The organism is Citrobacter amalonaticus (assembly GCF_018323885.1).
In the GTDB taxonomy this organism is placed as follows: Bacteria; Pseudomonadota; Gammaproteobacteria; order Enterobacterales; family Enterobacteriaceae; genus Citrobacter_A; species Citrobacter_A amalonaticus.
The window spans coordinates 3,720,812-3,746,184 of sequence record NZ_AP024585.1; the positions used below are offsets into that span (position 1 = coordinate 3,720,812).

A 25,373-nucleotide genomic window follows, 5' to 3' on the forward strand; every position below is an offset into this window, starting at 1 on the left:
CTACTGATCCAACTCGACCATCTCTTTCACATCAGTACGATTGATCTGCTGTTTGTTGCCATTAGCGTCCTTGTACGAAATCATCCCGGTTTCATCATCGGTTTTCGGCTTACCGTCCGCAACGATGCTACGCCCGTCATTGGTGTGCATCACGTAGTTCGGACCGGAACAGGCGCTCAGGGCAAAAGTCAGCATACATGCGGAAATAATTGCGGCAGTCTTTTTCATCTTCTTCTCCTTAAAGCTGTTTATGCTATTAAAAACGTACTCCGTAACAGGCAAAAAGATTTGCCTAACATAATTCAGCATAAGCTACTGGTCTGATTTCGCCACAACATCCAGAAGATTCCTGGTGACCGTACACTTCTTGAATCAACGACCAATTTGCGCCACGATCGGATTACTGAACCGAGGAATACCATGAACGCTTTCAATCCCGCGCAGTTTCGCGCGCAATTTCCGGCACTCGCTGACGCGGGCGTCTATCTGGATAGCGCCGCGACGGCCCTTAAACCGCAGGCCGTCATCGAGGCGACCCGGCAGTTCTATAGCCTGAGCGCTGGCAACGTCCATCGCAGCCAGTTCGCCGAAGCCCAGCGCCTGACCGCGCGCTATGAGGCCGCACGGGAAAAAGTGGCGCATTTGCTGAATGCGCCAGATGACAAAACCATCGTCTGGACCCGGGGCACGACGGAGGCCATCAATATGGTGGCGCAGAGTTATGCCCGCCCTCGCCTGCAACCGGGCGATGAAATCATCGTCAGCGTCGCGGAGCATCACGCGAATCTCGTGCCGTGGCTGATGCTCGCAGAGCAAACTGGGGCGAAAGTGGTCAAGCTGCCGCTCAATGCCCAGCACCTGCCTGACGTTGAACGTCTGCAGACAATCATCACCCCGCGCAGCCGAATTCTCGCGCTGGGGCAGATGTCGAACGTGACCGGCGGCTGCCCGGACTTAGCCCGTGCCATTACCCTCGCCCATGCCGCGGGCATGGTAGTGATGGTGGATGGCGCGCAAGGAGCCGTCCATTTCCCGGTGGATGTCCAGGCGCTCGACATCGATTTCTACGCCTTCTCAGGCCATAAGCTGTACGGTCCAACCGGTATCGGCGTGCTTTACGGCAAACCGGCGCTGCTGGAGGCCATGTCGCCATGGCTCGGTGGCGGTAAGATGATCAACGACGTCAGTTTCGAGGGCTTCACTACCCTGGCCGCACCGTGGAAGCTCGAAGCAGGTACCCCTAACGTCGCTGGCGTGATTGGCATGAGCGCCGCGCTGGAATGGCTAGCCGATGTTGATATCGCCCAGGCGGAAAGCTGGAGTCGGGGGCTAGCTACACTGGCGGAAGAGGCGCTGGCCCAGCGTCCGGGATTTCGCTCATTTCGCTGTCAGGACTCCAGTCTGCTGGCCTTTGATTTTGCTGGCGTTCATCATAGCGATATGGTCACCCTGCTGGCGGAATATGGTATTGCGCTACGTGCCGGTCAGCACTGCGCGCAGCCGCTGCTGGCTGAACTTGGCGTCTCGGGTACGCTACGTGCCTCATTCGCACCGTATAATACCCAAAGTGATGTGGATGCGTTGATCAACGCCGTTGATCGCGCCCTGGAAATACTGGTGGATTAATGACTAGCCCAATGTTTGCCGGACACCCGTTTGGCACAACCGTAACCGAAGAGACGTTGCGTCATACCTTTATCCCGCTGACCCAGTGGGAAGACAAATATCGACAGCTGATTTTGCTCGGTAAACAGCTGCCGGCACTGCCCGACGATCTCAAAGCGCAGGCTAAAGAGATCGCGGGCTGCGAAAATCGCGTCTGGCTGGGATATACGCGCTCTGAAAAGGGCACTTTACACTTTTTCGGCGACAGTGAAGGTCGCATCGTGCGCGGACTGCTGGCGGTATTACTGACCGCCGCAGAAGGGAAAACCGCAGCGGAACTGCTGGCCCATTCGCCGCTGGCCTTGTTTGATGAACTGGGATTACGCACGCAGCTCAGCGCGTCGCGCAGTCAGGGGCTGGAGGCACTCAATGAAGCGATCGTCGAAGCGGCTCACGCTGCCGGATGACGACGCAGGCTCGTCTTCCGGCCTGCGACGCATTGCCCCGCGCAAGAGAATCTCAGCCCTGACGCGCCGCTTTTGCCATCATCTTTTTTAACGCATGGGATACTGCTACAAAACCGAACGTGGCGGTAACCATCGTTGCCGCACCGAACCCCGACGCACAGTCCATTCGTTTGGGTCCTTCCGCCGTCGCCTTCATGGCGCACACACTGCCATCAGACTGCGGATACACCAGCGCTTCCGTTGAAAACACGCAGTCGACGCCGAGTTTGCCTTTGCTGTTTTTCACGACGCCAAAATCGCTTTTCAATCGTTCGCGCAGTTTCGCCGCCAGCGGATCCTGAATCGTTTTCGCCAGGTCAACAACCTGAATCTGCGTCGGGTCAATCTGCCCACCCGCGCCGCCGGTGGTCACCAGCGGGATCTTATTGCGCCGACAGTACGCAATCAGCGCCGCTTTTGGCCGCACGCTGTCAATGGCGTCAATCACATAGCTAAAGCCTGCGCTCATGTATTCTGTGACGTTATCCGGCGTCACAAAATCATCGACTACCGTCACCCGGCACTCGGGGTTAATCTGGCGGATACGCTCAGCCATCACCTCGGCTTTCGCCAGCCCAACAGTGTCGCGCAGAGCATGGATCTGGCGGTTGGTGTTGGTCACGCACACGTCATCCATATCGATGAGCGTAATCGCGCCAATCCCGGTTCGCGCCAGAGCTTCTGCCGCCCAGGAACCGACGCCGCCGATCCCAACCACGCAGACATGCGCATCGGCAAACAATTGCAGGGCTTTTTCACCATACAGACGCGCGGTGCCGCCAAAACGCTGACGCCAGGCATCACTGATAACCACAGACATAACACCTCAAATTCATTAATATCGAACGGTATGACTGCCTGATGGCGGCTGCGCCTTATCAGGCCTACCCGATGATGTAGACGGATAAGCGAAGCGCCATCCGACAACTAGCCGCTGAACACGTTACCTGCGCCCGGTGCGCTCTTCAGCACCCACACGCGACCATAGTGATTGTACCAGCCTGCGCGGTGTCCGGCGTCTGGCCCGATGCCCTGGTAAATGTCAAAGTGCTGGCCTTTAATTGCCCCGCCGACATCCAGCGCCACCATCAGGCGCAGTTCATACTGCCCGTTAAATTTCCCGTTGTTGTCCAGCAGCGGGACTTCGGCGAGCAGCGTGGTGCCTGCCGGAATAATACTGCGGTCAGACGCCACCGACGCGCGACCAATCAGCGGTACAGCACTGGCACCTTTCACCGGGGCAAAAGATTGCGGTTTAAAGAAGACGAATGACGGATTCTGCTCCAGCAGCTCACGCACTTCTGCTTCGCTGTGGGTTTCGCCCCAGTGGCGAATCGCCTGCATCGACATATCTTCTTTCTTCACTTCGCCTCGATCGATCAGTACTTTGCCGATGCTGCGATAGGCATGCCCGTTTTTCCCGGCATAGCTAAAGAAGTTCAACGGGGAGCCGTCGCCAAAATCGATATAGCCGCTACCCTGGACGTCCATGATGAAGTTATCCATCAGAGAGTTGCTGTACGCCAGAATGTAGTTCTCGCTCAGTGCGCCCGCGTAAATCTCCGCGCGAGACGGCAAGCGTCCCCGTTTCGGCGGCATGCGATAGATTGGGTACTGGAATTCGCCCTGACGCGTATGGCGCGCCTGAATCACCGGCGTGTAGTAACCGGTAAACTGCACGTTGCCGTAGTTATCGGCACCTTCCATCTGCCAGGCGTCGAGACCAAACTGGCGCATGGTGCGCGTATCGCCGCCAGAGCGCAGCCAGTCCTGCACCGCGTTATAAACGTTGCTTTGATTGCCGTACAGACGCGGAGAAGCACTGCGGATCTGATTGACCTGCTCGGCAAAATCGCCGGCGTTGATCGGTGCGCCGATGGCATCCGGCTGGTTCACCAGTGAGAAAGGCTGGGTAAACTTCCCGTCTTTATACTGCTGTCCGCGATCGGTTGGTTTAGAGGAACAGGCAGCCAGCATTGCAACCACCGCGCCCATGAGAAGGTAACTTACCCAACGTCCTTTCATTGTTCTCTTCTTTTAGCTGTAAATCATGCGTCATGAAGATAACAAACCCGGCCCGCTAATGAAACGAGCACCGCTGCCCAGACGCAAATTTTGCACATTATTTAAACTGAAATGCCTTGTTTTTGTTCATTTTCATCCCGAAACCGTGATCCAGGTGAAAAAAGGGTTGCATGAAAATGTTAGCAGAGTATAGTGCGCATCCACGGACGCGGGGTGGAGCAGCCTGGTAGCTCGTCGGGCTCATAACCCGAAGGTCGTCGGTTCAAATCCGGCCCCCGCAACCAATTAAAATTTGATGCAGTACATGCTTCTGCAAAGCAGCTTAAAATGCGCAGCAGAATGGCGGACGCGGGGTGGAGCAGCCTGGTAGCTCGTCGGGCTCATAACCCGAAGGTCGTCGGTTCAAATCCGGCCCCCGCAACCAATCAAATTTTGATGCAGTATCTAATTCTGCAAAGCAGTTTAAAAATGCGAAGCAGGAAGACGGACGCGGGGTGGAGCAGCCTGGTAGCTCGTCGGGCTCATAACCCGAAGGTCGTCGGTTCAAATCCGGCCCCCGCAACCAATACTAAACACCTTAACGGGTGTTTTTTTGTATCTGCGGTTCGTAAAAAAAGCGCTTTTCAGCGCTTTTTTATTATCCCCTTCTCGCCAGCGTCGCCCCATCGGCGAAGTACGCTTTGATCCCAGCCAGAATCGACTCTGCCACTTCCTGCTGGAAGGTGGCTGTTTTCAGCTTTCGCTCTTCTTCGATGTTACTGATAAACGCCGTTTCAACGAGAATCGACGGGATATCCGGCGCTTTCAGCACCGCAAACCCGGCCTGTTCCACCTGATTTTTATGCAGATTGTTAATCCTGCCGAGTTTGTTAAGCACCGCTTTACCAAACTTCAGGCTGTCGGCGATGGTCAGCGATTGCACCATATCGAACATGGTGTGGTCGACGTAGCGGTCGCCGCTTTTGCTCACGCCGCCGATCAAATCCGAGGCGTTCTGCGTTTGCGCCAGATATTTCGCCGCCGTACTGGTCGCCCCTTTGGTCGACAGCGCAAACACGGACGAACCGCTGGGCTGGCGACTGGTGAACGCATCCGCATGAATCGAGACAAACAGGTCGGCCCGCTGCTTCTGGGCTTTCGCCACTCGCACCTTGAGCGGAATGAAAATATCTTCATTTCGCGTCATATAAACCTTCATATTGCCTTCTTTCTCGATTAACGCGCGCAGCCGACGGGCAATCTGCAACACCACATCTTTCTCACGCGTCTTGTATTTACCGACAGCGCCTGAATCCTCACCGCCATGCCCTGGATCGAGCATGATCACGATCGGGCGATCGCGTCCCGCTTTACCCGGCTGAGGCCCACTCTGCGCGGGCGGTACCTGCTTATCAAGATCGCCTTTGTTGTAATCTTCCAGCAGCGCCAGCAGCGGATCCTGCATATCCTGCGCATTGGCCGGATAGAGATCCATAACCAGACGCTCTTTAAAACCCGCCACCGGTGCCAGCGCGAACAGCTGTGGTTTCACATTTTGCTTCAGTTCGAACACCATACGCACGGTCTGCGGATCGAACTGTCCCACGCGTGCCGACTTAATGTAAGGATCGTCGGGGCGAATTTGCGCCGCCATGCCTTTCAGCACGGAATTCAGGTTCACACCTTCAATATCCACCACCACGCGTTCAGGATTGCTCAGCGCAAACTGCTTGTACTTCAGCTGTTGATTCGATTCCACCGTCACACGGGTGTAACTGGATGCTGGCCAAATACGAACCGCAATGACCTGACTGACCGCAGCCAGACCGACCTGACTGACGCTCAATAGCCACATGGCGCCCGCCCCTTGCAGTAAACGACGGCGGCTAATAGGTGGATTGGATCCTGACATGCTTCTCCCGAGCAAAATAAAACGTATTGGTGATGAGATAGTAAACGTCTAAATTGACCGGAAACTTTAACGAATGACGCATAATCTGTCATCTATAAAAGGGTAAACATTCTTATTGTATTCACGGTATTACTGAGAAAAAACTTTGTCAGGGTCAAAATTTGCACTTGCGCGCGGCGGAAAAACAGAATAAAAATACACTAATTACGAATAATCATGCAATGAGGATATGCCGTGGTGAAGGAGCGTAGAACCGAACTGGTACAGGGATTCCGCCACTCTGTTCCCTATATCAATACCCATCGGGGAAAAACGTTTGTCATTATGCTCGGCGGCGAAGCCATTGAGCATGAAAACTTTTCCAGCATCGTCAATGACATTGGGCTTCTTCACAGCCTCGGCATTCGCCTGGTCGTGGTTTATGGCGCGCGTCCGCAAATTGACGCCAACCTCGCCACTCATCACCATGAGCCGATGTATCACAAAAATACCCGCGTCACCGACGCCAAAACGCTGGAGCTGGTAAAGCAGGCGGCGGGAACGTTGCAACTGGATATCACCGCTCGCCTGTCGATGAGCCTGAACAATACGCCGCTACAGGGGGCGCATATCAACGTGGTCAGCGGCAACTTTATCATTGCGCAGCCGCTGGGCGTCGATGACGGCGTAGATTACTGCCACAGCGGACGTATCCGTCGCATCGATGAAGAGGCGATCCATCGTCAACTGGACAGCGGCGCCATTGTGCTGATGGGCCCCGTTGCGGTGTCTGTCACTGGCGAAAGCTTTAACCTGACTTCAGAAGAGATCGCCACGCAACTGGCGATTAAACTGAAAGCCGAAAAGATGATCGGGTTCTGTTCTTCGCAAGGGGTGACCAACGACGACGGTGATATCGTCTCCGAACTGTTCCCGAACGAGGCCCAGGCGCGCGTAGAAGCACAAGAAGAAAAAGGCGATTACAACTCGGGTACCGTACGCTTTCTGCGTGGCGCGGTGAAAGCCTGTCGCAGCGGCGTCCGTCGTTGTCACCTGATCAGTTATCAGGAAGATGGCGCACTGTTGCAGGAGCTGTTTTCGCGCGACGGTATCGGGACACAAATTGTGATGGAAAGCGCCGAGCAGATCCGCCGCGCCACCATTAACGATATCGGCGGGATCCTGGAGCTGATCCGCCCGCTGGAACAGCAGGGCATTCTGGTGCGTCGTTCACGCGAACAACTGGAAATGGAGATCGACAAGTTCACCATTATCCAGCGCGATAATATGACCATTGCCTGTGCCGCACTGTACCCCTTCCCGGAAGAAAAAATCGGCGAAATGGCCTGCGTGGCTGTCCATCCGGACTACCGCAGTTCTTCTAGGGGAGAAGTGCTACTGGAGCGGATCGCCGCCCAGGCGAAGCAGATTGGCCTGAGCAAGCTGTTCGTCCTGACGACCCGCAGCATTCACTGGTTCCAGGAACGCGGCTTCACGCCGGTGGATATCGACCTGCTGCCCGAAAGCAAGAAAGAGATGTACAACTATCAGCGGAAATCCAAAGTCCTGATGGCGGATCTGGGGTAGTGGTTATCGCATTGCCGGATAGCGACGCAAACGGCTTATCCGGCAACCTCTCATTTAAACAACGTCGACAGCCCACTGCGTCGTTCGGTTCGGGTGGCAATCGCACTGCCAAGTATGCGTTCATCGGCATATAACGACAGGCGGCGACGTGCGCGGGTCACGGCGGTATACACCAGTTCCCGTGTCACCACCGGCGCGCGCTGCGTGGGTAACACCAGCGCGGCATGATCGAACTCCGAGCCCTGAGATTTGTGCACCGTCATTGCCCAGGTCGTTTCATGCTCCGGCAGGCGGCTGGGCTGCACAGACTTAATACTGCCATCCGGCATCGCAAACCAGACCCTTAATCCTTGCCCACGATCGAGCGCCACACCGATATCGCCGTTAAACAAGCCCAGCGCGCTGTCGTTACGGGCAATCATCACTGGCCGTCCTTCATACCAGCGGGAATGTGGCAGGCGATGAATTTTGCGCTTTTGCTGCATAGCCAGTTCGATACGTTCATTCAGTCCGCTCACGCCAAACGGCCCTTCGCGCAGCGCGCACAGCAGTTGGAACTCATTGAATGCCTGAATGATTAATGCAGGCTCCGCGCGCGCCTGAAGCAGTTGCAGATAGTGTCCATAACCTGCCAGTGCGTTTTCAAGCATGGCGGTGTAATCTTCACTGCTCTCCAGCGTCCGTTTATCGATATCGCTGAAGCCTTGCAGGAAAATGTCGTTTATCGCCGCCTTATCGCCACGGTTAATCGCCGCCGCCAGTTGCCCGATGCCGGAATCGCTGCCAAAACGGTAGCTCTTTTGCAGCAGACAGAGGCTGTCCCGTAGCGTGGCGGCGTCTTCTCCAGCACCTGCCGGAACGGGCATCCCCGTCAGGCGAGCCAGTTGCTGTGCCCGTTCAGGGGTATAGCCCGCATTCACCCAGGCACAGATATCCCCCAGCACCGCCCCCGCCTCGACCGAAGCAAGCTGATCGCGATCGCCAAGGAAAATGATACGCCCGTGCGACGGCAATGCGTCGATCAAGCGCGACATCATCGGCAGGTCGATCATAGACGCCTCATCCACCACCAGCACATCCAGATGTAGCGGGTTGCCCGCGTGATGGCGTAAACGCTGACTGCCGGGTTGCGCGCCCAGCAACCGGTGCAGCGTGCTGGCATCATCCGGGATACGTTTCTTTTGTTCATCCGTCAGCGGCAACTGACGCAGCGCCTTGCCTAAGGACTCCGTCAAACGCGCCGCTGCTTTACCCGTCGGCGCCGCCAGGCGAATACGGCAACGCTCGCCTTCCGCCATCTGGATCAGCGCCGCCAACAGCCTGGCCACGGTGGTTGTTTTCCCCGTTCCCGGCCCGCCTGAAATCACCGAAATACGGCGGGTCAGCGCGACCGCCGCGGCGACTTTTTGCCAGTTGATTTCGTTTGTCGTCGGGAACAGCGCTTCCAGCGTTTGCGTCAGCAAGGTTTCATCCACCTCAATGGGTCGATTCACCTCGCTAAAGAAATGAGCAACGGTACGTTCGTTGCACCACATCCGGTTCAGATACAAACGGTCGCCATAAAGGACCATCGGCGATGGCCGCTCTCCATGACTGACGGCGTCGGAAGCGAGCAGGCATTCTTCCCAGTTCTCGGGTTCGCCAATGTCGCTAAGGCATGAAGAATAGAAAGGGGGATTATCCGCGTTCAGCGCCAGTTGAGAAAGCGGTAAACAGACGTGCCCTTCTCCGGCATCCCGGCTGAGTAACGCCGCTGCCAGCGTCACGGCAGGTTCATGTTCGCCGGTCACCGCCAGCGCGAATTGCACATCCAGCGGGCGCAGTTGCTTCTGCCCGACGGCCTCAAGTAATCGCTTCTGTAGCGTCATGATGCCTCCTCCAGCGCCACCCCGGCAAACATCTCGTCCATCCGGGTAATCAACTCACCCGCCGGGCGTGTGGTGTAAATCCCCTGCTGCGGCTGTTTGCTGTCCACGCCGCGCAGGAACAGATAAATCACGCCGCCAAAATGGCGCTCGTAGTCGTAATCTGCGATGCGATGGCGCAGATACCGGTGCAGCGCGAGGGTATAGAGCTGATACTGCAAATCATAGCGATGCGCCTGCATGGCCGCCGCCATCGCCTCTGGGGTGTAAGCGGCGCTGTTTTCTCCCAGCCAGTTCGATTTGTAATCCAGCAGGTAATAGCGCCCGTTGTGACGAAATACCAGATCGATAAAGCCCTTCATCATCCCGCGAACCTGGGTGAACTCCAGTGGCGGACAGCCCGCCGAGAGCGGGTCAAACTGGCGGATCAGCGCATCCAGGTTTTCCGCAATAAGCGGTTGGCTAATGGGCAGATAAAACTCCATCTCGACCTGTTTTTCACGCGCAGAAAGCTGGCTCAGACTGACGCCAGTCTCATTGAGTGGCGCATGGAGAATCGCCGTCACCCACGCGGTGATGACCGGTTCCCAGTCGGCATCGTAGCCACCAAGCTCCAGTTTTTCCTGCACCCAGGCAGCCTCAACCGGCTGGATAAAATCGAGATCTTCAAACAGGCTGTGTAAAAATGTTCCTGGCGATGCGCCGCGTGGGAACTGGTGCGGCGTCAGTTCCGGCTCCTCAACCACTTCACCCACGCCTGTCGCATCGATATCCAGTCGCGGCATCAGATCCTGTGCAATGCCGTGACCACGCTGTTGCAGGCCGGAATAGCTGGTCACCCGCCAGTTGTCGCCCGGCGTTCGTTGTACCCGTCGGGCATTCAGAGACGCCTCGCTCGCAACGGTGCCAGGCAACGGCTCCATACTGACCGCGTCCGGGATACGACAGACGATGTTCTCATCGCAAACTGCGTCTATCGCCGAGCGTAGCCCGACGGCATCCATCGGTTCGCCTTTTTGCAGCAGACGCCCCAGCGCGCTCTGATGCACATCGGTATCGCCCTTTTTATCGCCCCGACGACGAACCAGAGGTGCGACACCCAGACTGCAGTGCCAGACTGAACGCGTCAGCGCCACGTACAGTAAACGCAAATCTTCCGCCAGCCTTTCGGCTTCCGCCAGCGCCACGCTTTCGTCCGCCTCGCTCAGATCCAGAACTGCTTCAAACGAGTTGCGGTCGTGATAAAACGCCTGATCCTGCACGCGGAAATTAGTGATAAACGGCAGCCAGACCAGCGGATACTCCAGCCCTTTTGACTTGTGGATGGTGACGATCTGCACCAGATGGCTGTCGCTTTCCAGACGCATTTGCTGGCTGGAAGCATTGCTGTCAGGCTCAAGAATATGCTGCGAGAGCCAGCGCACCAGCGCATGCTCGCTTTCCAGTTGCGAAGCGGCCTCCTGCAATAGCTCACTGATGTGCAAAATATCGGTCAGGCGACGCTCACCTCCCGCCGTTGCCAGCAGGTTCTCCGCAATCTGTCGCGCTGACATCAGCGCACGCAGCATCGGCATCACGCCACGTTTTTGCCAGATTTGACGGTAGCCGACAAACTCGTCAACCACCCGATCCCAGGCGTTTTCATTGCCATTGAGCATGTCAATGTCGCGCGCGTTCAACCCCATCATTGAGGCCGCCAGCGCGCTGCGTAGCGTATTTTCTTTTTCCGGCGCCATCACCGCCTGTAATAGCCAGAGCATCTCCTGCGCTTCCAGCGTTTCAAACACGCTGTCGCGGTTGGAAAGATAGACGGACGGAATCGCCAGTTGTGTCAGAGCATCGCGTACCTGCGCCGCTTCCTGGCGGCTACGCACCAGCACGCTGATATCCGCCGCGCTCACCGGACGCGCGTCGTGGCCGCTGATAAGCATCGCCTCTCCGCGCAACCCGGCCTTCAGCCAGTCGCGGATCTGCGCAGCACACACCTGCGCCATATAGCTTTGATAATCGCCTATTCCGCAGCTTTCTCCTTCCATCAACCACATCGTCATTGCGGGCTGAGTTTCGCCGTAAAATTCAAAACGCAGCGACTGGTTTTTTTCAGCGTATTTCACCGGCTGGAACGGGATCTCGCGGAACATGAAGGCGTCATCCATCAGGCCGAACAGCCTGTTGACGCTGTTCACCATGCCTGGCGCGGAACGCCAGTTGGTGTCGAGGGTATAGTGCGCGCTGACCTCACTGCGGGCCTTCATATAGGTAAAAATATCCGCGCCGCGAAACGCATAAATCGCCTGCTTCGGGTCGCCAATCAGTAGCAGCGCGGTGTCTGGCTGATGCTGCCAGATGCGGCGGAAAATACGGTATTGCTGCGGATCGGTATCCTGGAACTCATCGATCATTGCTACCGGGAAGCGGGTACGGATCGCCGCCGCCAGCGCATCGCCGCTTTCACTGCGCAGCGCGCTATCCAGTCGGCTGAGCATATCGTCAAACCCCAGCTCACCCCGGCGGCGTTTTTCTTTCGCCACCGTTTCACGGATCTCCACCAGCGCGCGGGTGATCATCAGATCTCTGAGCGTCAGCGGTTCCGCCAGTAATTCATCAATCGCGACAAACAGCGGATGCTGCGGCACAACGCCGCCTTCTTTGGTTCTGTCCTCAAGGAAACGCTGAGAGAATTTCTCCAGTGCCTCTGGCAACTGGTAGCTTTGCGTTGCGGACTGCGCCCAGGCGCTGATCTTCTCAATCCATTTGCCCTGGTTGCCACGGTTAAATTTACGCCGGTCGATGCCTGAGGCTTCCATCAATCCCTCAAGTTCACCCACCGCATCACACCATTGTTGCTTAAGCGCATTGATTCGCTGCACGATCTGCTGATGACGGGACGCCAGCGTTTCGTCATCCGGCGGTGGCGCTTTGATAACCGGCGCTTCCCCTTGCAGGTAACGGTTAATATCCGCCAGCAGCGCCTGCGGCCCTTTCCACGTTTCAAACACCACCTGGGCAATTTCACGCGGCAGGGGGTAACAGTGACGGCGCCAGAAGTCCGCACAGGCCTGATAGCGCAGCAGCGATTCATCCTCGATCAGCTGTTGTTCAAATAACATGCCGGATTCGAAGGCATTCAGGCTCAGCATGCGCTGACAAAAACCGTGGATGGTGAATACCGCCGCCTCATCCATCTGTCTTTCGGCGAGCAGCAGCCACTGCGCCGCCTGCTTTTTATCGTCGATTTCATCCAGCAGACGGGCATAAAGGGGGTTGTCAGTCGATTCGCGCAGGCAGGCGATACGCAGCTCATGAATATTACTGCGGATACGCCCGCGCAACTCTTCGGTGGCGGCCTCAGTAAAGGTTACCACCAGCAGTTCTTCAACGGTCAGGGGACGGGGAAAGGCGGAAGACCCGCCGAGCCCGAGGAGCAGGCGCAGATAGAGCGCCGCGATAGTAAAGGTTTTGCCGGTGCCCGCAGAGGCTTCAATCAGGCGCTCGCCCGTGAGGGGCAAGCGCAGGGGATCAAGGGACTCGGCGACATCATTCATTCTGTTCTCTCACCAGGGGCAAAGTTTGCTGCAACGCGCTGACGTTGTCCCACACTTTCCAGCCTTCCGGGTGCACATAGTGCGGCTTCCCGTTTTGGCCGCCGGAAATCTGCGACAGTACCGCCATGCCTTGCGGCTCGACCACCGCCTGATGGAAGAAATCAGCAAGCTTTTGCGGCGTCAGCTGTTTTATCTGAGCCACAATTTTATCACGTGAATCGAAACGCATATTGCCGCGATCGAAATCTTTGCTTAATTTCGACGCTTCTTCGCCCAGCGTTTGCGGTGCCTGCAACATCTGCGCGACGATCGCCTGTTTAATCTGGGCGAACTCTTCCGGTTTCATGGCCCGCAGTTTTGCTTCCGCCGTGGGGAAAAACGCCTTGTAGCGTTCCCAGAGATACGGCGGCTGTTTATCGCTGCTTTGCAGCAGGAAACCCATTCCCCACTGGCGTCCGACGCTCATCGGGAAGGCAAACACCGCATACCCTAACTGCTCTTCCGTTCGCAGTTGATTGTAGAACCACGGCTGGACAATCTGGCCCAGCATGGCGCTGTAGGCCGAGCTGGCATACTCGTCATAACCGGCAGGGACAAAGACTGCCGCCAGCGCAGAGTCGGTACTGCTGCCCGCTTTTTCAAAAATGACAGACTGCTTCTTATCCACCAGCACATCTTTGTTGCGACACCATTCGGAACCGTTCGCCCCCAGCTGTTTCTGGATATCCCGCGCCATCGTCGTGACCTGCGCTTCGCTCATGTTGCCAACCGCCAGAAACTCCGGACGAGCGCCCGTTTTCAATGCATCACGGTAGGCCATCACCTCTTTCAGGGTGATCGACGGCAGCAGTGCACGCCGTTCGTCACGGGAGAAATAAGGCACCTGAGAGATCATCTGCACCGGCATAATTGCCTGCTCGTAGGCTTTCCCCTTTTCGGCAGAATCCATCATCTGGCTATACCAGGATTTCGCCTGCTCAAGCTGTTCTTCAGTTGCGGTATAGCTGAAATAACCTGCAAGCAATGCCTGGAAAAGTTGCGGCAGACGCTGCGTATAGCCATCAGCATTGAGCATTAAGCCATTGTTGGCGTTGGTTGAGATACCGATGCCGCCCACCGCCGCCTGGTTACTTAACTGATCGAGCGCAATTCCCGCCAGATAATCGTTCAGCGCAAACATGACCTGGTTTCTGGCGCTGTCCATCGCCTGCGGATTACGCAGAATGACGCTCACGTCCGCTTTCGGTTCGCTGGCGAAATACTGGCTCGGGGTGTATACCACGCGCAAATTAGGCTCATCGACAATCAGCGCCGGACGGTCGTATTTCTTTTCCGGCTTGATCAGCGTGAAATCGTCAGGAATGTAAGGGTTCAGTTCCGGCAGAGACAGGGCTATCTCCTGCGCTTTCGTCTGCCAGTCGCTGAACGTCTGCTCGCTGATTTTATTGACCTGATAAGGAGCATCAACAAAGTAAGCGGTCTTGTTGTGCGGTTCTTTTGGGCTGATGTACCAGATTCGCGCATTTTGCGGCGTCATCATCTCCAGACGCGCCTGAATGGCTTTCGCATCGTATTGATCAGCAATGTTCACTGCGTCCAGAGTATGCGCCACCGGCACGCGGATCATGGTATCCGCCAGCCATTCGACGTAATCCATATCACGGGTGATCGACGGGTAACGGAAGTCCAGATCAAGCACATGCGACAGCTCGTCAAAGTAGCGTTTATCGACGCCCTTTTCGCGTAACAGATTGAGATAGCTGAAAATAGCCGCAACCACTTCTTCGCGGTTCGCCAGCCCTTTGTCGGTCAGGGTAGCGGAAATGGCTAACACACCGCTGTTGCCGTTGACTACCGGATCGGAGTCCGCGCGAATACCTTCCACCAGCCCTTGTTTTTGCAGCCAGTCAGAAAGCGTACCCGGGCTACGGTTACCGATCAGATAGGTGATCAGTTCATCGGTTTTACTACGAAACTGCGCACTATTGTTGTCGATTCGGAACTCAACGCGCAGCACTTTACGCGGCAGCGCAGGTACGTAATGGATGATAACGCCCTTCTGCGCATCAGTGACGACCGGAACGGTAATTTCCGGCTTCTCGATATTCTTGTTGGGCACTCGCCCAAAGGTCTCTGCAGCAATCTTTGCCAGTTCCGGCAATGGCTTATTGCTGTAGATAACCGCTTTCATCAGATTGGCGGAGTAATACTTGCTGTGAAAATCGCGCAACGCCTGTTGCACCGGATTACCCGGTTTGTCGCTTAAGGTTTCCAGGTTGCCGCCGGAAAAACGTGAACCGGGGTGAGCCGGGTTGATGGTTTCCGCGCTCACCTGCGCCATTCGCATCCCGTCACGGGTACGCGCCATCGTCAGCTCAGCGTTTACTGCATTGCGCTCACGCTCGGCATATTTTTTATCCAGTAACGGTTCAGCAATGGCATCGGCCAGGCGGTCAACGGCACCAGTAAGCGCGTCGTTTTCCACTTCCAGATAGAACGCCGTGCGGTACGGCGCAGTGCTGGCATTGTGGCTGCCGCCATGCAATTTGAGGTATTCCGCAAGGCTATCGGCCTGTGGGTACTTTTTCGATCCCATCAGACACATGTGTTCAAGATAATGTGCCAGCCCCTGATGCGCATCGGGATCTTCCAGAGACCCCACGGGCACCACCAGCGCAGAAAGCGATTTCACCGCCTGCGGGTCGGATACCAGTAATACCACCAAACCATTATCGAGACGGACGGCCAGATACTGGCGGGTATCTTTGTCGCTTTTACGGATGGTTTCCGCAATGGGCTGCCAACCGGTATCTGCCTGACTTAAAGGCGCCCAAAAGGCGACCAACAACAGTAACGCTTTGAACCAGGTGCTGCGGGGCATTCAAGAACCTCATCATTAACTTTCTTTCTGCGCAAAGACACATTGGATGCTTCTCTGAGCAGGGCAACGCATCATAAAGGAAGCATCAAAATTGCGCAATTTTTATACAACCATCACGACTGATTAAATCTGAAAAGCGGAAGCAGGTAACGTTGTGACTGCAAAATAATGGCCTCAAAGGTTTCAGAGTCCAGTTGTCGCCACAGGCGCTGATACCAGATATCCTCGCCTTCGCCACGCACAACCATGTTGCCTTCGTAAGCCTGCATAAACTTCACGCGGGCTTTTTGACGCGTATCATCGTCATCTAACATGGCATCATTTGCCGCGTCATAACAGGTTTTTATCCACGCGCCGCCGCTTTCCGGTAGCACCAGCAGCGGTGTGGACATCCCTTCGCGATATCCGTCAATCAGTTGCGCCAGATACCCCAATGCCTGCTCTTGCTCCAGCGGTGGGAAGCGCCACTCTCCGTCTTTTCGCAAAAACAGCCGGCTTTCACCTTTTCCTCCGCAGGCACAATAGACAAGGTGTTCGAGCCAAAGTTGCACGCCTTGTGAAATGCTGATTAACGAAGGCCGCCAGCGCAACAGACCATCTTCTTGCACCTGCGGCAGCCAGCCCGTCAACTGTACGCCATTGCAGTGCAGATCAACCTCCAGGCTTTGGCTCGGCTGACGACAAGCCACGATCCTGTCCGCCAGCGTCTGCATTTCCTGATGCTGAGCTTCCCAGAGGATATCGCCATAGGCCCCATACGGCAGATCCCCCGCCGCACGGAAGCGACGGAACAGACGTTCGGCATCATCCTGTTCAACCAGCGTATTCAGTAACTGCTGGTTGAGCTGATAACGGGTCAGCCCTTCCAGGGTAAACGGTTCGGTGTCCGGGATCTCACGCTCTTCGGAGCGGAAATTAACCTGCAGACGCTGCTGGAAAAACGCCCGCACCGGATGCGCCCAGAAGCGCTGCAGCGTTTCCAGACTCAGCGTCTCTGGCATATCAAAGGCTAACGGCTGCACAAAATCGCTATGGGCTTCTCCACGACGGCTTGCCGCCGGTAGCCATTCGCTGGCGTAGCTCTGCTGTTCACCGGGCAGGAAGTTTTGCGCATCGAACGGCATACGGGTATGCAGGCGGGCGATATGCGCTTTCACCCGTTTCTCGCTCTCATCGCTGGTTAACGCGTCGTCACCCGGCAGGTAGTGGCTTTGTCCGATGTAATCGAGCAGCTCCTGCACCAGCACGGAAGGAAACCGTTCGCTGTTATCCTGGATCGAGCGCCCGATATAGCTGATGTAAAGCGACTGCTGGGCAGAAATTAAGGCTTCAAGGAACAGATAACGATCATCATCACGACGACTGCGATCCCCACGCATTGGTTTCTGGCTCATGAGATCAAAACCGAGCGGCGCAAGCTGGCGCGGATAAACACCGTCGTTCATTCCCAGCAGACAGACCACTTTGAAAGGAATGGAGCGCATCGGCATCAGCGTACAGATGTTTACCGGCCCGGCTAAAAAGCGCTGACTAATTCGCTCCTGATCCAACCGCTTCGCCAGTTCATCGCGCAACAGGGATAGCGGAACCGCATCACCATACTTAGCCTCTATACCTTCGGCGATGATCGCCTGCCACTGCTGCTCAATCAGCGTCATGGCCGCCTCGGTTTCAGCGTCAGGCAGGAAGAAATCGTTGAGCATCTCGCGGCACACTGGCAGCCACTCTTCCAGTGGACGTTCCTGTGCCAGGCCACGACGCCAGAGATTAAGCTGCATCAGTAACGACGCCAGATGCCCTACCAGTTCGGCGATGAGTCCGCTGGACTCATCGTAAGGCAGAACGGACTGCCACTCGCCCTGCGCACTTTCCATGGCATAGCCCAGCAGCATGCGCGTCAGGCCAAACTGCCACGTATGCTGTCCCGTTGTCGGAAGTTCCAGTTCGCGCACGTTGTCGTCATCAATACCCCAGCGAATGCCCGATTCATTGACCCACAACCGCAAGTAACGCAATCCTTCTTCGCTGATATTGAAGCGTGCCGCCAGCACCGGGACATCCAGCAGCGCCAGCACGTCCTCAGAAACAAAACGGCTGTCAGGCAATGACAGCAGGCTGATGAACGCCTGCAACACCGGATGTGACTGACGCGCCCGACGATCGGAAATCGCATAAGGTAGATAACGCTCCGCAGGGGCGCTGCCAAAGACGGCCTGAATAAACGGGCTATAGCTGTCGATATCCGCCACCATCACGATGATGTCACGCGGGGTGAGCGTTGGGTCTGCCTCCAGCATTGCCAGAAGACGATCGTGGAGGGCTTCAACTTCACGCTGGGGGCTATGACAGACATGGAAGGTGACGCTGGTGTCGTTTGGATCAAGGCGTCGCTTATTGTCACTGCGGGAATACTCTTCCAGACTCACGCCCGCCACTGCGCGGTTTTCCAGCTCAAGGATATCGGCCTGGATGTTATGCAGCAGGTTATCCGGCGTAATGTCGACAAACGCATCCAGCTCCTGGCTGTTTTCCAGTTCGGAGAGCAGATAAATATAGTCGCGCCCCAGTTTCCCCCACGAGGCCAACATCGGGTTACCGACATCCTGTTCGCCATCGCCGTTAAACAAACTTTCGGCATTCGAATTGTCACGAAACAGCGGTAAATGACGGTCTTCAAAACTGTGTCGCCGCTGACGTGCCAGCAGTTTTGCCAGATACGCCGGATCTTTAATATCGCCCCAGTAGTAGCGGCAGGGATTGGTGAAGAGCAGATGAATCTCGATATGTTTACCGAGCGCCTGCAGTGCCTGTAGGTATACCGGTGGCAGCGCGGAGATCCCGCAGATAAACACACGAGAAGGAAGTCCTGGCGGGCAGCGTTCAGCATTTTCGAGAGTCTGGATAAACCGTTGATAGAGATTGGCACGATGCCAACGCGGTTGTCCCAGCGCATCGGTATATTCCACCAACGCTTTCCATAGCGGCGCCTGCCAGCTTTGCGCCTCTCCTAACCCGTCGACCATTCGCCCCGCTTCCCACTGGGTTAGCCATTCCGGTCGGTACACCAGATACTGATCGAAAAGATCCGCCGCGCGCGACGACAACTGAAACAACTTACGTTTATCCGTATCGTCCGTCAGATAGTGGCGTAGTAACGCGAAATCATCATGATCCAGCAGTTGCGGGAGCAGCGTCATCAACTTCCAGCTCATGCTTTGTTTGCTGAAAGCACTCTCTTTGGGGATCTCCGGCAGTACGCGGACGAACATTTCCCAGATAAAACTTGCCGGGAGTGGGAATTCTATGTTGGCGGCGATACCAAATTTCTGCGAAAGGGTCATCTGTAGCCACTGCGCCATCCCGGTACTCTGTACCAGAATCATTTCCGGCTCAAAAGGATCGTCCAGCCGCTCGCGCTCGACGATGAACTCCATCAATGCTTCCAGCACATCCAGACGATTTGAGTGGTAGACCCTTAACATAGAGACTCCTGGCAACTAACGGTTTGGGCAGTGCAGGCGCGTCATTTTCCCCTGCCTGCCCTGAGGTGAAGATAGCGTAACGCTGATGCTGACACATCCCGCCTGCATTGTCTGCATCCGGTTAACCTGCCAGTTAACAGGTGGCGAAAACGAACGCAGTTGCGTCTGCTGCCAGCCCTGACGCCAGAGTTGCAGGTACTGGCTCCTGATGAAAAAACCGTTCATTAGCGCGCGCTGGTATCCGGAAAGCGCCGTCACCACCATCACCATAAGAACCATTGCCAGTATCACCTCTGGCAGGCTAAATCCGCACTGGCGGCTCAGGGGAGCTGGCATAGCGCGACCTCCCGTAGCGGACAGAAATCGCTCCAGCCATGAAGAGAAAAGACGACGTTTTCCTCCTGTTGCTCGCCTTCTCGCCATAGGGAGGTTCCCTGATAGCTGGCAATAAGCAAAGCGCGACTGTTGGCGAGTCTGCGCAGGCAGACGGGGACATTGGCCTCCCCGTAGTACCGACACGGTTTATCCGAGCTTATCGACCATGGCTGCATCCTGCCCCACTCCATGGCTGACTGTACGACAGCCTGGCGTTGCAGAGCCTGACTTTCTATCGTCACCCGTGAAGCAAAACTGCTCTGCTGCTGGTTAACGCCCTGCAACAGTAAGCTGCCGAGGACCAACAGCAGCAGAACCAGCGCCAGAGAGGAGACGCCCCGTTCGTGGTTCATAAATTAAACCCGGTAACGCTGTAGCGTGCATCGACCACGGTTTGCGGATCCCTCCGGCTAATGCCGCGCAGATGTATGGTCAATTCGGGCGTAAAGCCCGCGATATCCTGAGGCACAACCTCAAATGCCGTAATGTGTACGACGTCAGGATCGGTCATTTTATCCCATCCTTTTCCACTGCACGTTTTCGCGCCGCGCTGCGTCTCCAGCACGTTATCATTCAGGCGAAACCCGGTTTGTTCAGCTTCCTTTACCGGCTCGCTTTCCCAGACGCCATTCGCGTTGGCGTCCCACTGAACGATGACACACTGTCCCGCGTTGGTAATGTTTACTCCATCACCACTACAGCTACCGTGGCAATATCCTGCGCGTTGGAGGTGTTTCGCAATGGTGTACACCCGCTGCCACATGTCATCCTCCAGCGCGAGTCTGCGGGTCTGCTGCAAAATATCGCGCTGTAATGCCGGTAAAAAACGGGCGGCTCCCAGCAACAGTACGCTGCTGATCGCCATTGCAATCAGCACCTCAAGCAGAGAGAAACCGCGTTCACTCACCGACAACCCTGGGTATCGTCGCGCTCGCACAAGCGGATGCGTCCCCACGGTGAAACCACTACCCGCCATTCGCCTGTCGCATTTTTCAGACGGATATTCCCCGGCCACGCGGTATTGCGCTGACCATAAAACGTCAGTGAAGCCGTAATCCCGACGAGCTCGACATCGTGCCAGAGCGGCACAAAAACGAGCGCCGAGCGCGGCGTACAGGTATTTCGTGAGGCTGTCGAACTGACAAGACACCATGACGCGTCCTCCCTGATGGCGGTAATGATGTGATCGCGGTTATGCCAGTTGGCATCTTCCCGTAGCTGCAGCAAGAAATCGCGCAACTGACAGGCGGTCTGCCAGAGATGTTGCTGTTGCTGCCACTGCTGCCAACCATAGAGTCCTGTTGCACTCAGGCTGATAATAATAAGCATCGCGACCAGCGTTTCAATGAGCGTATAGCCCTGCTGTGTATTCATGGCGGCAGTATGACGCGTCGGGAGGTTAACACGAGGCGAGAATTCAGGTTTTTCGGCGCGTTACGAAAGAAATTTACTCTGTTACAGCAGGTTGCATCATTTCAGGAACCTGCGCCGAAAAACCAAAATTTGGGTAAAAAAAACCGACGCGCAAAGGCGTCGGTTATGACAGGATAAAGCCGTCAGATAGCAACCGGCGCTTTTATCCCCGGATGCGGGTCGTAACCCTCGATTTCAAAATCTTCGAAGCGATAATCGAAGAGGGAATCAGGTTTACGTTTAATCACCAGTTTCGGCAGTGCGCGCGGTTCGCGAGTCAGTTGCAGATGCGTCTGCTCCATGTGGTTGCTGTACAGATGCGTGTCACCACCGGTCCAGACGAAATCGCCGACCTCCAGATCGCACTGCTGCGCCATCATATGCACCAGCAACGCATAGCTGGCGATGTTAAACGGCAGGCCGAGGAACACATCGCAGGAGCGCTGATACAGCTGGCAAGAGAGTTTGCCATCCGCGACATAGAACTGGAAGAACGCGTGGCATGGTGCCAGCGCCATTTTGTCCAGTTCGCCGACGTTCCACGCCGAAACGATAATACGGCGCGAATCAGGATCATTTTTCAACTGGTTCAGTACCGTCGTGATCTGATCAATGTGGCGACCGTCCGGCGTTGGCCAGGCGCGCCACTGTTTGCCATACACCGGGCCCAGGTTGCCATTTTCATCCGCCCATTCGTCCCAGATGGTGACGTTATTGTCGTGCAGATAGGCCACGTTGGTGTCACCTTGCAGAAACCACAGCAGCTCGTGGATGATGGAGCGCAAGTGGCAACGTTTTGTCGTCACCAGCGGGAATCCTTCCTGCAGGTTAAAACGCATCTGATGACCAAAAATGGAAAGCGTTCCGGTTCCGGTACGGTCGTTTTTCTGTGTGCCTTCATCCAGCACTTTTTGCATCAGTTCTAAATACTGTTTCATGGTTCCTCAGGAAACGTGTTGCTGTGGGCGACGGCGATAGGCCCAAACCATCATGATCACACCAGCGACAATCATCGGAATCGAGAGGATCTGTCCCATGCTGATGTACTGTACCCATTCACCGGTGAACTGCTGATCCGGCTGACGGAAGAATTCAACAATGATACGAAACGCGCCGTAACCAATCAAAAACAGCCCGGAGACTGACCCCATCGGACGCGGTTTACGAATAAACAGGTTAAGAATGATAAACAGCACTACGCCTTCCAGCGCCATCTCATAGAGCTGAGACGCATGGCGCGGTAAAGAGCCGTAGGTATCAAAAATAGATTGCCATTGCGGGTTGGTTTGCAGCAGCAGAATGTCTTCAGTGCGCGACCCGGGAAACAGCATGGCGTAAGAGAAATTCGGGTCGACACGGCCCCACAGTTCGCCATTGATAAAGTTGCCCAGACGCCCGGCCCCCAGCCCAAAGGGGATCAGCGGCGCAATAAAATCAGAGACCTGGAAGAAACTGCGCTTCGTGCGTTTGGCGAAGATAATCATCACCAGAATCACACCAATCAGCCCACCGTGGAAGGACATACCTCCGTCCCAGACGCGGAACAGGTACAGCGGATTATCCAGGAACAGCGGGAAGTTATAGAACAGTACATAGCCAATACGCCCCCCGAGGAAGACCCCGAGGAAACCTGCATAAAGTAAGTTTTCGACTTCATTTTTGGTCCAGCCACTGCCCGGACGGTTGGCTCGGCGCGTCGCCAGCCACATCGCGAAAATAAAGCCGACCAGATACATTAAACCGTACCAGTGAAGTGCGACGGGTCCAATTGAGAAAATGACCGGATCGAATTCCGGAAAATGCAGATAGCTACTGGTCATCTGTCACCACAAGTTCTTGTTATTTCGCTGAAAAATTTCAGCAAGCGATATGCGCACCCACTACTTACAGGCGCTCCAAAGGAGCGAATGATAGCATACGAGGTTCTGTGAGGCTGTCGGGAAGATGTAAAAGATCTGTATAGCGCTTTTACAACCCCCCTCGAATCAGGCCGCCCATGCCGCGACGCTCCATAAACGCTGCCACCTGATGGCGCACTTCCGTTGCCAGTTGTGCCTCAAGGCTGCGTTGGGCAAGGATTTTTGCCTCTTCGTAATCAATGCGACGCAGCAGGTATTTTACGCGCGCCACAGAACGACCGTTCATTGAAAGATGGCGAAAACCCAGTCCAATCAGGATGGTGACGCACATCGGATCGCCCGCCATTTCGCCACATACGCGCAGGTCGATATCGCTACGCTCAGCTTCCTGCGCAATCATCGACAGCGCGCGTAGCATTCCTGGATGCAAACTGTCATAAATGCTGGCAACGCGCGTATTGTTGCGATCCACCGCCAGCACGTACTGGGTCAGATCGTTAGTCCCGACGGAGACAAAATCGATACGACTCGCCAGATTCGGCAGCATAAAGACCATCGACGGTACTTCCAGCATGATGCCGATACGCGGTTTCGGGATCGCGTACCCAATCATCTCTTCCACTTCGCGGCCCGCACGTTCAATCAGGCGGCGCGCTTCATCCACCTCATCGATACTGGTTACCATCGGCAGCAGAATACTCAGGTTGCCCGTCGCCGCATTGGCGCGCAGCATCGCCCGCACCTGGACAAGGAAGATTTCCGGCTGATCGAGCGTAATGCGGATGCCTCGCCAGCCCAGGCAGGGATTCTCCTCGCTGATTGGCATGTACGGCAGCTGTTTGTCCGCGCCAACGTCCAGCGTTCGTAACGTCACCGGCTTGTCATTAAACATCTGCAACATGCCCTGGTACTGCGCCACCTGCTCTTCTTCCGAAGGGAAACCGCTTTGCAGCATGAAGGGAATTTCGGTGCGATACAGGCCAATGCCGTCGATACGACTGCCCAGCTTTTCTTCATGTTCCGGGCTGAGTCCCGCGTTCAGCATTACTTTGATCCGCTCACCGCTTTTCAGCTGTGCGGGTAAATTGACGTCATCTTCCGCCAGTCGGCTGAGCTCGTTCTCTTCGCTGATAAGCCGCTGATATTCCTGGATCAATACCGGTTCAGGATCGACCAGCAGCTCACCGCGGTAGCCATCCACCACCAACGTACGCCGGTGCAGCACCGATGGCTGAATATCGGCGCCCATCACGGTGGGAATCCCCATGGCACGGACCATGATCGCGGCATGGGAGTTGGCCGCCCCGTCGCGGACAACAACGCCCGCCAGCCGGTCCTGCGGCATTTCCGCCAGCGTGGTGGCCGAGAGTTCATCAGCCACCAGCACGAAGCGTTCTGGCCAGGCATTTGGCCCTTGTATGGAATCATCGAGATGGAACAGCAGGCGTTGGCCCAGCGCACGCAGGTCGCCTGCACGTTCTTTGAGATAGTTGTCGCTCAGCGCGGCAAACTGTTCGGCAAACTTTTCGATGATCGTTTTGACCGCCCATTCGGCCACAGACCCTTTATCCACTTCGGCAAACAGCTCGCGTCGCAGGCGGGCATCGGAAAGCAGGTGCGAATAGAGATCGAATATCGCGGCGGTCTCTTTCTGCGCCCCAGCGGCAAACCGCTTGCTGTAACGGCGAAACTCATTTGCCGCCTCTTCCAGCGCACCGGTCAGGCGCTCACGCTCCAGAGCGGGATCCAGCGTCGAGGCCTGATACACCTGCTCCATCAGCGGTAGCGTCGCATCCTGCCAGCCTTCGGCAATCGCCACGCCCGGCGCCGCCGGTAGCGCACGAATTCGCGTCTGGCGATACTGGCCGAACAGGGCGGTAAGCTGAGATTGTGACAGAATCGCTGCCATCTGCGTGGCAAGTGTCACCAGGAAAGATTCTTCGCTTTCATCGTACTGGCGCAGTTCGCGCTGCTGTACAACGAGGACGCCCAGCAGTTGACGACGCTGAATGATCGGCACCCCGAGGAAGGCACGGAAGCGTTCTTCTTTTACCGAGGGGATGTATTTAAAACTGGGGTGTTTTTGCGCATCAGCGAGGTTGATAGGTTCCGCCAGCCTGCCAACCAGGCCGACGATACCTTCATCAAATGCGAGTGCGACAGTACGACCGCGCGGTTTTTTAAGCCCCCGCGTCGCCATGAGGTAATAACAACGCCGGTCATGATCGGCCAGATAAACCGAGCAGACCTCTGTATCCATCGCAAGACAGATGTCAGTAACCAGAATATTCAGCGCTTCATTAAGACGCGGAGCACTGGCCACCTTTTCGACTATTTCGCGCAGGCGGGTGAGCATAATT

18 protein-coding genes and 3 tRNA genes are annotated in these 25,373 nt (G+C 55.9%); 6 read left to right on the forward strand and 15 right to left on the reverse strand.

Annotated elements, in window-relative coordinates; genetic code table 11:
• Window positions 1–228, reverse strand: a complete 228-nt coding sequence (locus tag KI228_RS17635) for a YgdI/YgdR family lipoprotein (protein ID WP_042322452.1) — start codon at window positions 226–228, stop codon at window positions 1–3.
• A gap of 192 nt (window positions 229–420) precedes the next feature.
• Here KI228_RS17635 and csdA point away from each other — a divergent pair, with 192 nt between their 5' ends.
• Entirely contained in the window at window positions 421–1,626 is a 1,206-nt protein-coding gene (gene csdA / locus KI228_RS17640; protein WP_061069650.1) for a cysteine desulfurase CsdA, read from the forward strand.
• Window positions 1,626–2,072: a cysteine desulfurase sulfur acceptor subunit CsdE gene (gene csdE, locus KI228_RS17645; RefSeq protein WP_042999486.1), complete on the forward strand. Its 447-nt coding sequence runs from the start codon at window positions 1,626–1,628 to the stop codon at window positions 2,070–2,072. Before csdA ends, csdE begins: the two co-directional genes overlap by 1 nt.
• 52 nt (window positions 2,073–2,124) lie before the next feature.
• Here the strand turns inward: csdE and tcdA are convergent, their stop codons facing one another.
• Window positions 2,125–2,931, reverse strand: a complete 807-nt coding sequence (gene tcdA, locus KI228_RS17650; protein WP_042999485.1) for a tRNA cyclic N6-threonylcarbamoyladenosine(37) synthase TcdA — start codon at window positions 2,929–2,931, stop codon at window positions 2,125–2,127.
• A 107-nt stretch (window positions 2,932–3,038) separates the two neighbouring features.
• Window positions 3,039–4,136: a murein transglycosylase A gene (gene mltA, locus KI228_RS17655; protein WP_042999484.1), complete on the reverse strand. Its 1,098-nt coding sequence runs from the start codon at window positions 4,134–4,136 to the stop codon at window positions 3,039–3,041.
• A gap of 207 nt (window positions 4,137–4,343) precedes the next feature.
• Between mltA and KI228_RS17660 the strand changes: the two genes are divergently transcribed.
• The 3 genes from KI228_RS17660 (at window position 4,344) to KI228_RS17670 (ending at window position 4,701) form a co-directional block, all read left to right on the forward strand.
• Window positions 4,344–4,420: transfer RNA gene (locus tag KI228_RS17660), tRNA-Met, on the forward strand.
• Window positions 4,421–4,483: 63 nt separating this feature from the next.
• Window positions 4,484–4,560 (forward strand) — tRNA-Met (locus KI228_RS17665).
• A 64-nt stretch (window positions 4,561–4,624) separates the two neighbouring features.
• A tRNA-Met gene (locus KI228_RS17670) sits at window positions 4,625–4,701 on the forward strand.
• Between the two features lie 72 nt (window positions 4,702–4,773).
• On the opposite strand, the gene amiC is transcribed toward KI228_RS17670, so the two are convergent.
• Entirely contained in the window at window positions 4,774–6,027 is a 1,254-nt protein-coding gene (gene amiC, locus KI228_RS17675; RefSeq protein WP_042999483.1) for an N-acetylmuramoyl-L-alanine amidase AmiC, read from the reverse strand.
• Window positions 6,028–6,261: 234 nt separating this feature from the next.
• Between amiC and argA the strand changes: the two genes are divergently transcribed.
• The gene (argA, locus tag KI228_RS17680) at window positions 6,262–7,593 is read left to right on the forward strand and encodes an amino-acid N-acetyltransferase (RefSeq protein WP_042999482.1); all 1,332 of its coding nucleotides are present in this window, start codon (window positions 6,262–6,264) and stop codon (window positions 7,591–7,593) included.
• A 50-nt stretch (window positions 7,594–7,643) separates the two neighbouring features.
• Here the strand turns inward: argA and recD are convergent, their stop codons facing one another.
• From recD to ptsP, 11 genes are all read right to left on the reverse strand, one after another.
• Entirely contained in the window at window positions 7,644–9,461 is a 1,818-nt protein-coding gene (gene recD / locus KI228_RS17685; RefSeq protein ID WP_044254207.1) for an exodeoxyribonuclease V subunit alpha, read from the reverse strand.
• The gene (gene recB / locus KI228_RS17690; RefSeq protein ID WP_104010298.1) at window positions 9,458–13,003 is read right to left on the reverse strand and encodes an exodeoxyribonuclease V subunit beta; all 3,546 of its coding nucleotides are present in this window, start codon (window positions 13,001–13,003) and stop codon (window positions 9,458–9,460) included. Before recB ends, recD begins: the two co-directional genes overlap by 4 nt.
• Entirely contained in the window at window positions 12,996–15,884 is a 2,889-nt protein-coding gene (gene ptrA, locus KI228_RS17695; protein WP_141227638.1) for a pitrilysin, read from the reverse strand. Before ptrA ends, recB begins: the two co-directional genes overlap by 8 nt.
• A gap of 113 nt (window positions 15,885–15,997) precedes the next feature.
• Window positions 15,998–19,366: an exodeoxyribonuclease V subunit gamma gene (recC, locus tag KI228_RS17700; RefSeq protein ID WP_061069646.1), complete on the reverse strand. Its 3,369-nt coding sequence runs from the start codon at window positions 19,364–19,366 to the stop codon at window positions 15,998–16,000.
• A 15-nt stretch (window positions 19,367–19,381) separates the two neighbouring features.
• Window positions 19,382–19,702 (reverse strand): prepilin-type N-terminal cleavage/methylation domain-containing protein, encoded by a 321-nt coding sequence (locus tag KI228_RS17705; RefSeq protein WP_061069645.1) that lies wholly within the window; start codon window positions 19,700–19,702, stop codon window positions 19,382–19,384.
• Window positions 19,687–20,094, reverse strand: coding sequence for a DUF2509 family protein (locus KI228_RS17710; protein WP_044264297.1), 408 nt, complete (start codon window positions 20,092–20,094; stop codon window positions 19,687–19,689). The genes KI228_RS17705 and KI228_RS17710 overlap by 16 nt, the downstream gene beginning before the upstream one ends.
• Window positions 20,091–20,654, reverse strand: a complete 564-nt coding sequence (locus KI228_RS17715) for a prepilin peptidase-dependent protein (protein WP_061069644.1) — start codon at window positions 20,652–20,654, stop codon at window positions 20,091–20,093. Before KI228_RS17715 ends, KI228_RS17710 begins: the two co-directional genes overlap by 4 nt.
• Complete coding sequence (locus KI228_RS17720) at window positions 20,645–21,115, reverse strand: prepilin peptidase-dependent protein (protein ID WP_044254186.1); 471 nt, start codon at window positions 21,113–21,115, stop codon at window positions 20,645–20,647. Before KI228_RS17720 ends, KI228_RS17715 begins: the two co-directional genes overlap by 10 nt.
• Before the next feature lie 182 nt (window positions 21,116–21,297).
• The gene (gene thyA, locus KI228_RS17725) at window positions 21,298–22,092 is read right to left on the reverse strand and encodes a thymidylate synthase (RefSeq protein ID WP_042999473.1); all 795 of its coding nucleotides are present in this window, start codon (window positions 22,090–22,092) and stop codon (window positions 21,298–21,300) included.
• A gap of 6 nt (window positions 22,093–22,098) precedes the next feature.
• Window positions 22,099–22,974, reverse strand: a complete 876-nt coding sequence (gene lgt, locus KI228_RS17730; RefSeq protein ID WP_042322421.1) for a prolipoprotein diacylglyceryl transferase — start codon at window positions 22,972–22,974, stop codon at window positions 22,099–22,101.
• A gap of 148 nt (window positions 22,975–23,122) precedes the next feature.
• The gene (gene ptsP / locus KI228_RS17735; RefSeq protein WP_042999472.1) at window positions 23,123–25,369 is read right to left on the reverse strand and encodes a phosphoenolpyruvate--protein phosphotransferase; all 2,247 of its coding nucleotides are present in this window, start codon (window positions 25,367–25,369) and stop codon (window positions 23,123–23,125) included.
• Between the last annotated feature and the right edge of the window lie 4 nt (window positions 25,370–25,373).